This is a genomic window from Herbidospora galbida (assembly GCF_005233835.1).
In the GTDB taxonomy this organism is placed as follows: domain Bacteria; phylum Actinomycetota; class Actinomycetes; order Streptosporangiales; family Streptosporangiaceae; genus Herbidospora; species Herbidospora galbida.
The window spans coordinates 65,647-77,689 of sequence record NZ_SZQA01000032.1 but is presented as its reverse complement, the minus strand read 5'-3'; the positions used below and the strand labels follow the sequence as shown (position 1 = coordinate 77,689).

Genomic DNA, 12,043 nt, shown 5'->3' with positions numbered 1-12,043 from the left:
GACGGCATGAAGGATCACAGCGTCGGTCACGTCGTCATCGCACCGGACAAGTTCAAGGGCTCGCTGACCGCCCCCGAGGTCGCCCATCGCGTCGCCGCCGGGCTCGGCGACGTGCCGGTGGTGCTCCTCCCCGTTGCCGACGGCGGCGACGGCACCGTGGACGCGGTCGCGGCCTGCGGTTTCACCCGAGTCGAGGCCGAGGTGACCGGGCCGACGGGGCAGCCGGTCCGGGCCTCCTACGCCGTCAAGGGCGAGACCGCCGTCGTCGAGATGGCCGAGGCGTCCGGGCTGCGCCGCCTGCCCGGCGGGCTCGAACCCCTGACCGCCACCAGCTACGGCACCGGCGAGCTGATCGCCCACGCCCTCCGCGGCGGCGCGACCAAGATCGTGCTCGGCCTGGGCGGCAGCGCCTGCACCGACGGCGGCACCGGCCTGGCCCGCGCCCTGGGCGCCCGCTTCCTCGACGCCTCCGGCGCCGAACTGCCCCTCGGGGGCGGCGCGCTGACGGACCTCGCCACGATCGACCTGTCCGGCTTCGACGCCGGATCCGCCGAGTACGTCGTCGCCTCCGACGTCGACAACCCGCTGCTCGGCCCGCACGGCGCGGCCGCCGTCTACGCCCCGCAGAAGGGCGCCGACGCCGGCCAGGTGAGGCTCCTGGAGACCGGCCTCGCCCGGCTCGCCGCCGTCGCCGTCCACACCCACGGCCTGACCGGCTCGGTCGAGCACGACGGGATCGTCCGCGCGATGGGCGTGGCCGGGCAGCCCGGCGCCGGAGCGGCCGGGGGCGTCGGCTTCGCCGCGCTCGCCTTCCTGAACGCGTCCATCCGGCCCGGCATCGCCTACCTGCTCGGCCTGCTCGACTTCGAGACCCACGTCGAGGGCGCGCGGCTGGTCATCACCGGCGAGGGCTCCCTCGACGAGCAGTCGCTGCGCGGCAAGGCCCCGGTCGGCGTCGCCAACGCGGCCATGCGGCACGGCGTGCCCGTGATCGCGGTCTGCGGGCGGCGTACGGTCGCCGGCGACGACCTGCGCAAGGCGGGGATCGAGGCGGCGTACGCGCTCACCGACATCGAGCCCGACCCCGAGATCTGCATGGCCCAGGCCGGGCCGCTGCTGGAGCGGCTCGTGGCGAGTGTGGTGAAGGAGCATCTGTGACGGTTCTGGTGCGGTCACGCCGGGTGGTGACCCCCGAAGGGGTACGGCCACTCGGGGTCGACGTCGTCGAGGGGCGGATCGCGGGGCTGGTGCCGTACGACGCCGGCGGAGGGCTCGACCTCGGTGACGTCGCGCTGCTGCCCGGCCTGGTCGACACGCACGTCCACGTCAACGAACCCGGCCGCACCCACTGGGAGGGCTTCGCCACGGCCACCCGGGCGGCGGCGGCCGGGGGCGTGACCGCCGTGGTCGACATGCCGCTCAACTCGCTGCCGCCGACCACGACCGTGCCGAACCTGGAGATCAAGAAGAAGGCCGCCCGGGGCCAGATCGCCGTCGACGTCGGCTTCTGGGGCGGCGCGATCCCCGGCAACCTGGGCGACCTGCGTCCCCTCTGGGACGCCGGGGTGTTCGGCGTGAAGTGCTTCCTGTCGCCGTCGGGCGTCGACGAGTTCCCCGCCCTCGACGGCGACGGGCTCACCCTGGCGCTGCGCGAACTGGCCCGCTTCGACGGCCTCCTGATCGCCCACGCCGAGGACCCCTGGACCCTCACCGAGCCGACCGGCCCCTCCTACGCCGAGTTCCTCGGCTCGCGCACCCCCGATGCCGAGGTCAGGGCGATCGAGACGGTGATCGCGGTGGCCCGCGAGACGGGCGCGCGGGCGCACATCGTGCACGTCTCGGCCGGGGACGCGATCCCCGTGCTGCGCGCGGCCCGGTCGCAGGGGGTGCGGATCACCGCCGAGACCTGCCCCCACTACCTGACCCTCAGCGCCGAGGAGGTCACCGGCACCGCGTTCAAGTGCTGCCCGCCGATCCGCGAGGCGGCCAACCGCGACGCGCTGTGGGCCGGGCTGGCCGACGGCACCCTGATGGGCGTCGTCTCCGACCACTCCCCGTGCCCGGCCGACATGAAGAGCCCCGACGACTTCGCCATGGCCTGGGGCGGGATCTCCTCACTCCAGCTCGGCCTGCCGGTCATCTGGACCGAGGCGTCGGCGCGGGGCCACTCCCTGGAGGACGTCGTCAGGTGGATGGCTCGCGGGCCCGCCGACTTCGCGGGGCTGTCGTACAAGGGGCGGATCGAGGTCGGGGCCGACGCCGACCTGGTGGCCTTCGACCCCGATGCGGCCTTCGTCGTCGAGGCCGGCGACCTGGCCCACAAGAACCCGGTGACCGCCTACCAGGGGCGGGCGCTGCGGGGCGTCGTACGGCAGACCTGGCTTCGCGGTGCGGCCCCCGGCCACGGCCGGTTCCTGACGAGAGGTGCCCGATGACCTTCCGCCACCTGCCCGACCTGGCCCTGCGCGGCAACGGCGGCTCGGTGATCGCCGCCAACGACGAGGCGTTCGCCGAACGCCAGGCGCTGATCCTGCCGCACCGCGCCCAGTTCCACACCCACGACTTCGGCGCCAAGGGCCAGATCTACGACGGCTGGGAGACCCGCCGCCGGCGCACCACCGGGCACGACTGGGCGATCGTGCGGCTCGGCATGCCCGGCGTCGTACGCGGCCTGGTGATCGACACCGCCTGGTTCAAGGGCAACTTCCCGCCCTACGCCTCGGTCGACGCGTGCGCGGTCGACGAGCCGCTGGCCCACCACGAGCTGACCGGCTGGACCGAGATCCTGCCCAAGAGCCCGCTGGGCGGCGACCGCGAGCACGAGTTCGCCGTCGACGACCCGAACCGCTACACGCACGTGCGGCTCAACATCTACCCCGACGGGGGAGTGGCCCGGTTCCGGGTGCACGGCGAGGTCGTGCCCGACCCCCGGTTCCTGCACGGCCTCACCGTCGACCTGGCCGCGCTCGCCAACGGCGCCCTGGTGATCGACTGCTCCAACCAGTTCTACAGCTCGCCCAACAACGTCATCGCCCCCGGGCTGGCCCGCCACCAGGCCGAAGGCTGGGAGACCGCGCGCCGCCGCGACGACGGCAACGACTGGCTGGTGGTCCGCCTGGCCGGGCGCGGCACGGTCGCCGTCGCCGAGATCGACACCACCCACCTGGTCTTCAACGCCCCCGGCTGGGCGTCGCTCTCGGGCCGCGACGGCGACGGCGACTGGTTCAGCCTCCTCGGCAAGACCCGCCTCCAGCCGGACGCACAGCACCGCTTCCGCCTCGACAGCGAGCGCCCGGTGACCCACGTGAAGTGCGACATCTACCCCGACGGAGGCCTGGCCCGGCTACGCCTGCTCGGCCATCTGCTGGGTTAGTACCACAGATTGATCGTGCTGCCCGCGGGCACCTGGCCGAGCGGGTTCTGGCCGCGCACGCGCTTGCCCGCGCCGTCACCGCCGGGACGGCCCCGGGAGAACAGCTTGTGGACCTGCACCCGGAAGCCGGCCGCCTCTAACTCGCGCTTGGCCTCGTTGACGTCCTTGAAGCGCACGTCGGGGACCGGCACGAAGTCGGGCGCGGCGACCGACGGGTCCTGCTCCCAGGGCCACTTCCAGCCGGTGTCGGGGCCGCGCGAGACGGTCAGGCAGACCCGGGCGCCCTTGTCGACCTCGGCGCCGGCGATCGGCTCCTGGGCGATGACGGTGCCCTGCTGGGTGTCGTCGACGACCTCGTTGACGCAGCTCGGGTCGAAGCCGTTCTCCCGCATCAGCGCCTCGGCCTGGTCGCGCGGCATGTTGACCACGTCGGGCAGCAGCAGGCCCATGCTGACGGCGAGGATGACGTTGGAGCCCTTCTCGACCTTCTTGCCGACGACGGGGTCGGTCTTGATCACCAGGCCGCGCGCGATGGTGTCGCTCGGGGTGCGGCGGACGCGGGAGACGTTCAGCCCGGCGTCGGAGATCGCCACGCGGGCGTCGGCCTCGGTCTTGCCCTCGACCTTCGGCACGGTCACCATCTCGGGGCCGCGCGAGGCGATGATCGTGATGACCGAGCCGCGCTCGGCCTCGACGCCCTTGACCGGGCTGGTCTCCAGCACCATGTCCTTGGGCACCTTGGCGTCGTAGCGGCCCTCGGCGATCTTGATGGTGAAGCCGTTGCTCTCGGCGAGCTGGCGGGCCGCCTCGACGTTGCGCTGCACCAGGTCGGGCACGATCGCGGTGCGCGGCGTCGTGAAGTACCACCCGCTGAACGCGATGCCGCCCACCATCACCAGGGCCAGCGCGACGATGCCCCAGTTGACCCGGAACCCGCGCCGCGACCTCGGAGGCGTGGTCGGCGGGATCTGGATGGCGGGCTGGATCATCGTGTGGGAACCCGTGTGGAACGCCTGCTCGACCTGCGCGGGGCGCGGCGGCGCCGAGTGGCGCCCGGTCGTGGCGGCGGGGAGGGTGCGGTGCACCTCGACGGCCGCCACCAGCATCGCGTTGGCGTCGCGCGGCCGGTCGGCCGGGTCTTTGGCGGTGGCCGCGGCCACCAGCGCGTCGAGCGCCGGGGCGATGTCGTAGGAGAAGGACGACGGCGCGGGCACCGACTCGTGGACGTGGCGGTAGGCGACCGACACCGGGCTCTCGCCGCCGAACGGCTGACGCCCGGTGAGCAGCTCGAACAGCATGATCCCGGCGGCGTAGACGTCGGCGCGGACGTCGGCCTGGCCGGTGGTGACCTGCTCGGGGGCCATGTAGCCGACCGTGCCGATCATCACGCCGGAGCGGGTCTGGTTGCCGCCCTCGATGGCCCGGACGAGACCGAAGTCGACGACCTTGACCCGGCCGTCTTCGGTCATCAGCACGTTCTCGGGCTTCACGTCGCGGTGGATCAGCCCGGCCAGGTGGGCGCTGCCGAGCGCCGCCAGCACCGGGATCATGATCTCCAGGGCCTCGCGCGGCGCCAGCGGCCCCCGCTCGTCGAGCACCGCCCGCAGCGTCTTGCCCGGGAAGTATTCCATCGACAGGTAGACGTGGTCGCCGTCGGTGCCCTGGTCGAAGACGTGCACGATGTTGGGATGCGACAGCGAGGCGACCGATTTGGCCTCGCCGATGAAGCGCCGGACGAACTGCGGGTCCTCCGCGAGCGACCGGTGCATCACCTTGATCGCGACCATGCGGTCGAGCCGGACGTCCAGAGCCAGATAGACGGACGCCATGCCGCCCCGGGCGATCCGGGACTCGACGCGGTAGCGACCGTCGAGCGTATGCCCGACGAGCGGATCGGAAAGCGTCGTGTCCACGGCCTCGAGTTTACGGGTGATTTGCCACATGCTGAGTGCAGGAATCCCAAACCGAGACCGAAACAGGAAGGTTTACCCGTCTTGGAACGGTCGCCCCGGCGAGGACGCCTCAGCATATCGCCGACGCGGAATTCGGCCCGCCAGAAACGCCCGGCGCCCGGCCTCGACCGCGCCGCGCATCGCCGACGCCATCAGGTCGGGCTTCTGCGCCCTGGTGACCGCCGTGGCCAGCAGCACCGCTGAGCAGCCCAGTTCCATGGCCAGGGCGGCGTCGCTCGCGGTGCCGATGCCGGCGTCCAGGATCACCGGCACCTGAGCCGATTCGACGATGAGCTCGATGTTGTGCGGGTTTCGGATGCCCAGACCCGATCCGATCGGCGACCCGAGGGGCATGACGGCCGCGCAGCCCGCCTGCTCCAGCCGCCGGGCCAGGATCGGGTCGTCGCCGATGTAGGGGAGGACGAGGAACCCGTCGGCCACCAGCCGTTCGGCCGCGTCGAACGTCTCGATCGGGTCGGGCAGCAGCGTGCGTTCGTCGGCGATGACTTCGAGCTTTACCCAATGGGTATGGAGCGCCTCCCGGGCGAGCCGCGCGGTCAGCACCGCCTCACCCGCCGTGAAACACCCGGCGGTGTTCGGCAGCACCTTGATGCCGCGGTCGCGCAGCACGTCGAGGACCGACCCGCGGGCGGCCGGGTCGAGCCGGCGCATCGCGACCGTGGTCAGCTCGGTGCCCGAGGCCACCAGGGCCCGGTCGAGCACCTCCAGCGACGGCGCGCCGCCGGTGCCCATGATGAGCCGCGAGCCGAACTCCTCGCCGCCGATCAGCAGGGGATCGTCCATGTCCTTCAGCCTCCCTGGACCGCGGTGAGCACTTCGACCCGGTCGCCGTCGGCCAGCACGGTCGCGTCCCACGCGCCCCTGCTGACCACCTCGTCGTTGACGGCCACCGCGATGCCGGTGGCCTGGGCGGTCAGTCTGTGCACGGCTTCGCCGACCGTCGCCCCGTCGCCGAGGTCGTGGGGGTCGCCGTTGATGGTGATGCGCATCTAGATCCTCGCGGGGGAGCATTCGGGCATGAGATCGGCTTCGCCGAAGAGACCGGCCACGACGGCGTCGGCCGTCAGCGGGGCGAGCAGCACGCCCGCCCGGTGGTGACCGGCCGCCACCCAGACGTCGCGGTGCCTGCCGACGTAGGGGAGGTTGTCGGGGGTGCCGGGCCGCAGCCCGGCGAACGTCTCGGCCAGTTCGAGCTCGGTGATCCCCGGTACGATCTCGCGGGCGTCGCGCAGCAGCTCGTAGACCCCGCCGGCGGTCACCCGGGTGTCGAACCCGAGCTCCTCCATCGTCGCGCCGACCACGATCTCGCCGTCGTCGCGGGGGACCAGGTAGACCTCCGAGCCGCGCACGGTGCCGCGTACACACGTGCCCAGGAAGCCGCGCGGGCCGCGCAGCCGCAGGATCTGCCCCTTGACGGCCCTGATCGGCAGCCCGGGGAGCAGGCTCGGCGACCAGGCCCCGGCGGCGACCACGACGTGGTCGGCCGGCAGGTCGTCGAGGGCGGTGACGCGCTCCCTGACGATCCGCCCGCCCGCGTTCTGGAAGGCCTTCTGCAGCGCCCGGGCCACCCTCCGGGGGTTCACCCACAGGTCGTCGCGGGCCAGCAGGCCGCCCCGGACGTTGGGCGAGAGCATCGGCTCGGCCTGGCGGCACTGCCGTCCGGTCAGCCGCTCCACGCGCAGCCCGAGCTTCTCCTCGAACGCGGCCAGCTCGTCGAGCTGGGCCAGGTCGTCGGCGTCGTAGGCGACCTCGATCGTCCCGTCGCCGCGCAGGTCGACGGGGATCCCGCTGGAGGCCTCCAGCTCGCCCGCGAAGCCGGGCCAGCGTTCGAGCGAGGCGAGGCCGAGCCGCAGCAGCGGTTCCTCGGTGTAGGTGACCTCGCTGACGGGCGCCAGCATCCCGGCGGAGGCATGGGTCGCCTGCCCGCCCGGGTCGGGGTCGGCCAGCGTGACGGTGAGGCCCCGCGTGGCGGCCCGCCAGGCGATCGACAGGCCGGCGATGCCGCCGCCGATCACGAACACGTCTGAAGCGTTCATCCGCGCTCCCTTCGCCGGCATGATCCGGATCAGGTTCGATAGCGGTCGGGAACCTGTGGAGTTCCCCTCTCAGCCCGGTCAGCCGGACTCCCGCGCGTCTTTGTCCAGAGTAATGCGAATTGATCTGATTCGCACAACACGGAATAGCCACGCTGTGCGAGCTACTTACTCAATTCGTTACCGAATCTCCATTGGCGGGTGGGCCCGTCGGCAATCTAGGGTCTACTCGTGGATCACGTCGTGGTGGTGGGCGCCGGGCTGGCCGGCGTCCGGAGTGTCGAGGCTTTGCGGGCCCACGGGTACCAGGGCCGGATCACCCTCATCGGCGAGGAACCCCATCGCCCCTACGACCGCCCGCCCCTGTCGAAGGCGGTCCTCCTCGGCGACGCCGACTCCACCGTGGTCGACTCCGACCTCGAGGCGCTCGACATCCGCCTCATGCTCGGCACCGCCGCCAAGGGCCTGCACGACGGCGTCCTGTCGACCACCGACGGCGAACTCGCCTTCGACGGCCTGGTCGTGGCCACCGGCGCCACCCCGATCCGGCTGCGCGGCGAGGGCCACCAGCACGTCCTGCGCACCATCGACGACGCCCTGGCCCTGCGCGCGGCGCTGGTCGAGGGCGCCCGCGTGGCCGTCATCGGCGCTGGCTGGATCGGCGCCGAGGTGGCCACGGCGGCGGCCCGCGCGGGCTGCCGGGTCACGGTCGTCGAGGCGGGCGACGCCCCCGTCGCGGCCGCGCTCCCGATCGGCCGCTACATGATCCCCTGGTACGCCGAGGCGGGCGTCGAGCTCGTCCTGGACGCCCCCGTCGGCAGCGTCGACCCCGACGGCCTGACCCTGATGAACGGCGGCAAGATCGAGGCCGACGTCGTGGTCACCGGCGTGGGCGTGCGCCCCAACGTCGCCTGGCTCGACGGCTCCGACGTGGAGCTCGACAACGGCGTGCTGGTCGACGAGCACCTGCGCAGCTTCGTGCCCAACGTGGTCGCCGTCGGCGACTGCGCCAACTGGTACAGCCGCCGCTTCGGCCGCCGCATGCGCGTCGAACACTGGGACACCGCCCTGGGCGCCCCCGACACCGCCGCCGCGACCCTGATGGGCGAGAACGCCGTCTACGACCCGGTGCCCTACTTCTGGTCCGAGCAGTTCGGCCGCATGGTCCAGTACGCCGGTCACCACCACGGCGCCCGCCTGGTGCTGCGCGGCGACCCCGAGACCGACGCCAAGTGGGCGGCCTGCTGGCTCACCCACGACCACCGGCTGGCCGCGATCCTCACAGTCGACAGACCGCGCGATCTGGTGCAAGGCCGACGTCTCGTCGAAGGACGGCAAAGGCTCGACGCCGGCCGCCTCGCCGACCCAAGCGTTACCCTTCGAGACTGCACCGTGGCGTAAACTGGGTGTTTCATGGTGGCGACCGTGTGGTAATGGTGGATTCGTGACGCTTACAGTTGCGCAGATCGACCGAGACACCGACCAGCTCGTGGGGGAGTGGCTCCCTCTCTCGGAAGTGGCGAAGAAGCTCCAGCTCAGCATCGGCAGGGCGAAGCAGCTCATCAAGGACAAGAAGCTCGTGGGCGCCCGCAGAGGCGGTGGCGAGCCCCAGATCCCGGCGGTCTTCATCGCCGGAGACGACGTCATCAAGGGCCTCCCCGGCACGCTGACCGTGCTCGCCGACGCGGGCTTCAGCGAGGTCGAGTCGATCAGGTGGCTCTTCACACCCGACGAGTCCCTGCCCGGCGCCCCGATCGACGCCATCAAGGCCGGCAGGCACACCGAGGTGAAGCGCAGGGCCCAGGCTCTCGGCTTCTAAGAACCCCATGGCATCGTGGGGCGGGTGACTGATCCCTCCCGGCGCAGACTCGCCGACTCCCGCCTGTACCTGTGCACCGACGGCCGCCGAGAGCGCGGCGACCTGGTCGAATTCCTCGACGCGGCGCTCTCCGGCGGGGTGGACGTGGTCCAGCTCCGGGAGAAGGGCCTGGAGGCCCGGGAGGAGCTCGCTCTCCTCGGGGTGTTCCGCGCGGCCTGTGACCGGCACGGCGCGCTCCTGGCGGTCAACGACCGCGCGGACATCGCCTACGCGGCGGGGGCCGACGTGCTCCACCTCGGGCAGGACGACCTGCCGGTGCCGGTGGCCCGGGAGATCGTCGGCGGCGAGATGCTGATCGGCCGCTCGACCCACGCGTTCGACGAGGCCACGGCGGCCTCGACCGAGCCGGGCGTCGACTACTACTGCTGCGGGCCGACCTGGCCGACCCCGACCAAGCCGGGGCGTCCGGCGCCGGGCCTGCCGCTGCTGGCGCACGCCGCCGGCGTGCCCGGCGACCGGCCGTGGTTCGCCATCGGCGGCATCGACCTGGGCAACCTCGACGAGGTCCTGGCCCAGGGCGCGACGCGGGTCGTGGTCGTGCGCGCCATCACCGAGGCCGCCGACCCGAAGGCGGCCGCCGGAGAGTTCGCCCGCCGACTCCGGGCCTGGTCGCGGGCCTAGTTGCGGCGCGTCGTGGCCGCGATGGCCAGCGCCTTGAGGGCCTCGCGGGCCTCGGCCTCGATGGGGGCCGCGTCGAGGACCGCGACGGCCTCCTTCACGTACGTCGTGATGAGCTCCTCGGCCGAGGCGAGGGCGCCGGTGTCCTCGATGACGGTCCGGAGGGTGGCCACGCCCTCGGCGTCGAGTTTCGGGTCGCCGACGAGGGCGCGTACCGACTGCGCCTGGGCGGGGGAGGCCAGCTCCAGGGTGCGCGCGATGAGCATCGTGCGCTTGCCCTCGCGCAGGTCGTCGCCGGCCGGCTTGCCGGTCTCGGCCGGGTCGCCGAAGACGCCCAGGACGTCGTCACGGAGCTGGAAGGCGATGCCGACGTTCTGCCCGTAGCCGGCGCAGACCTGGTCGATCCAGGCCTCGCGCGACTGTGCCGCCAGGATCATGCCGAGGCGCAGCGGGTGCTCGACCGAGTACTTGCCGCTCTTGAACAGGGCCACCCGCCGCGCGCTCTCGAAGGAGTTCTCGCCGTGGGCCTGGGCCAGCAGGTCGAGGTACTGGCCGTTCATCAGCTCGGTCAGCATGTGGTCGAAGACCGGCTGCGCGGACGCGAGGCTCTCGGCGGGCAGGCCGGAGTTGCGCCACAGCTCGCCCGACCAGATGAGGAGCAGGTTCCCGACCAGGATCGCCGCGCCCTCGCCGAACTGCACCGCCGACCCGTGCCACCCGGAGTCGACGTGGAGCTTCTCGAAGCGCCGGTGCGCCGAGGGCATGCCGCGCCGCATGTCGCTGGAGTCCATCACGTCGTCGTGGACGAGCGCGCTGGCCTGCAGCAGTTCGAGCGCCGACGCGGCGGAGATCACGCCGGGGTCGTCGGCGCCTCCGGCGGCCCGCCAGCCCCAGTAGCAGAAGGCCGGACGCAGCCGTTTGCCACCGGCCAGGAAGTCCCGCACCGTGCCCAGCACGGCCGCCAGGTCGGGGTCGTCGAACGCCGTCCGGCGGCGGTCGACGAAGCGCTGGAGGGCCCGATCCACCTCGGGGCGGATGAAGTCCAAAGGCGCGGTGGCATTTGTCATGTAATGAGGGTATCTGCAGGTGATCGATTCGTTCATCTGGCGGGGTGGTTGTGATGGATGAGTCGAGATTCGATCATCCCGTGAGGCGGATTCCGCCGCCTTTCCGGTGAGACTAGTAACCTTGGCCGCATGGCTCTGGGTCTCCCCTCACGCTTTCCCGACCGTGTCGCCACCGTGAGGGAGCTGCTCGCGGCGGGCGAGCGGTCGTTCTCGTTCGAGTTCATGCCCCCCAAGACACCCGAGGCGGAACGTCAGCTCTGGCGGGTGATCCGGGAACTGGAGTCGCTGAAGCCGACCTTCGTCTCGGTCACCTACGGCGCGGGCGGCTCCACCCGTGACCGGACCGTCGACATCGTCGAACGCATCGCCCACAGCACGACGCTGACGCCGGTCGCCCACTTCACCGCCGTCAACCACTCCGTCCGCGAGCTGCGCCACCTCATCGGCCGCTTCGCCGACGCGGGCGTGCGCAACATCCTGGCCGTGCGGGGCGACCCGCCCGGCGACCCGATGGGCGAGTGGATCGCCCATCCGGAGGGCGTCCACTACGCCGAAGACCTGGTCCGGCTGATCCGTCAGTCGGGCGAGTTCTGCGTGGGGGTGGCGGCCTTCCCCTACAAGCACCCCCGGTCGCCGTCGGTCGAGTCCGACGTCGACTACTTCGTGCGTAAATGCCGGGCCGGCGCCGACTACGCGATCACCCAGATGTTCTTCGAGGCCGACGACTACCTGCGGCTGCGCGACCGGGTCGCGGCCTCGGGCTGCGAGACGCCGATCATCCCGGGCATCATGCCGGTGATCAAGTTCGCCACGATCGCCCGCTCCGAGCAGCTGTCGGGGGCGCCGTTCCCGGCGAAGGTCGCCGAGCGGTTCGAACGGGTCAAAGACGATCCCGACGCCGTCTACCAGCTCGGGATCGAGCACGGCGTGGAACTGTGCCGCCGCCTCCTCGACGAGGGGGCGCCGGGCATCCACTTCATCACGTTCAACCGGTCGAACGCGACGCGCGAGGTCTACCAGGCGCTGATGCCGGCGGTCCCGGCGGTCTGAACACGAAAAAGGCGGGGCCGTCCATCGGTGGACGGCCCCGCCTTTCGCGC

The 12,043-nt window shown here is 72.1% G+C and carries 12 protein-coding genes and 1 riboswitch; of the genes, 7 read left to right on the top strand and 5 right to left on the bottom strand.

Translation table 11 applies throughout. The features are described 5' to 3' along the window. The first annotated feature begins 6 nt into the window (after positions 1-6). From FDA94_RS28310 to alc, 3 genes are read left to right on the top strand one after another with little or no spacing between them, the layout of a single operon-like run. Entirely contained in the window at positions 7-1,158 is a 1,152-nt protein-coding gene (locus tag FDA94_RS28310) for a glycerate kinase (protein WP_137250118.1), read from the top strand. Further along, complete coding sequence (gene allB, locus FDA94_RS28305) at positions 1,155-2,435, top strand: allantoinase AllB (RefSeq protein ID WP_137250117.1); 1,281 nt, start codon at positions 1,155-1,157, stop codon at positions 2,433-2,435. Before FDA94_RS28310 ends, allB begins: the two co-directional genes overlap by 4 nt. Continuing rightward, positions 2,432-3,373, top strand: a complete 942-nt coding sequence (gene alc, locus FDA94_RS28300) for an allantoicase (protein ID WP_137250116.1) — start codon at positions 2,432-2,434, stop codon at positions 3,371-3,373. The genes allB and alc overlap by 4 nt, the downstream gene beginning before the upstream one ends. Here the strand turns inward: alc and pknB are convergent. From pknB to thiO, 4 genes are all read right to left on the bottom strand, one after another. Continuing rightward, positions 3,370-5,286 carry a Stk1 family PASTA domain-containing Ser/Thr kinase gene (gene pknB / locus FDA94_RS28295; RefSeq protein ID WP_137250115.1) on the bottom strand — a complete coding sequence of 639 codons (1,917 nt, stop codon included), beginning with the start codon at positions 5,284-5,286 and terminating at the stop codon, positions 3,370-3,372. The two genes, alc and pknB, sit on opposite strands and share 4 nt — an antisense overlap. Positions 5,287-5,358: 72 nt before the next feature. Then, a complete protein-coding gene (locus tag FDA94_RS28290) occupies positions 5,359-6,129 on the bottom strand; it encodes a thiazole synthase (protein WP_137250114.1) in 771 nt (256 codons plus the stop codon). Positions 6,130-6,134: 5 nt separating this feature from the next. After that, positions 6,135-6,335: a sulfur carrier protein ThiS gene (gene thiS / locus FDA94_RS28285; protein WP_137250113.1), complete on the bottom strand. Its 201-nt coding sequence runs from the start codon at positions 6,333-6,335 to the stop codon at positions 6,135-6,137. Further along, positions 6,336-7,382 carry a glycine oxidase ThiO gene (gene thiO / locus FDA94_RS28280; protein WP_137250112.1) on the bottom strand — a complete coding sequence of 349 codons (1,047 nt, stop codon included), beginning with the start codon at positions 7,380-7,382 and terminating at the stop codon, positions 6,336-6,338. It abuts the gene before it with no gap. Next, a riboswitch (TPP riboswitch) is annotated at positions 7,372-7,486 on the bottom strand. (Overlaps the previous gene by 11 nt.) 124 nt (positions 7,487-7,610) lie before the next feature. Here thiO and FDA94_RS28275 point away from each other — a divergent pair. From FDA94_RS28275 to thiE, 3 genes are read left to right on the top strand one after another with little or no spacing between them, the layout of a single operon-like run. Next, the gene (locus FDA94_RS28275; RefSeq protein ID WP_137250111.1) at positions 7,611-8,780 is read left to right on the top strand and encodes an NAD(P)/FAD-dependent oxidoreductase; all 1,170 of its coding nucleotides are present in this window, start codon (positions 7,611-7,613) and stop codon (positions 8,778-8,780) included. 43 nt (positions 8,781-8,823) lie between these two features. Then, entirely contained in the window at positions 8,824-9,198 is a 375-nt protein-coding gene (locus FDA94_RS28270) for an Rv2175c family DNA-binding protein (RefSeq protein ID WP_062342571.1), read from the top strand. A 24-nt stretch (positions 9,199-9,222) separates the two neighbouring features. Next, positions 9,223-9,879 carry a thiamine phosphate synthase gene (thiE, locus tag FDA94_RS28265; protein ID WP_137250110.1) on the top strand — a complete coding sequence of 219 codons (657 nt, stop codon included), beginning with the start codon at positions 9,223-9,225 and terminating at the stop codon, positions 9,877-9,879. On the opposite strand, the gene FDA94_RS28260 is transcribed toward thiE, so the two are convergent. Next, positions 9,876-10,943 carry a polyprenyl synthetase family protein gene (locus tag FDA94_RS28260; RefSeq protein WP_137250109.1) on the bottom strand — a complete coding sequence of 356 codons (1,068 nt, stop codon included), beginning with the start codon at positions 10,941-10,943 and terminating at the stop codon, positions 9,876-9,878. The genes thiE and FDA94_RS28260 overlap by 4 nt on opposite strands. Before the next feature lie 129 nt (positions 10,944-11,072). Here FDA94_RS28260 and metF point away from each other — a divergent pair, with 129 nt between their 5' ends. Continuing rightward, positions 11,073-11,993, top strand: a complete 921-nt coding sequence (gene metF / locus FDA94_RS28255; protein ID WP_137250108.1) for a methylenetetrahydrofolate reductase [NAD(P)H] — start codon at positions 11,073-11,075, stop codon at positions 11,991-11,993. The last annotated feature ends 50 nt before the right edge of the window (positions 11,994-12,043 follow it).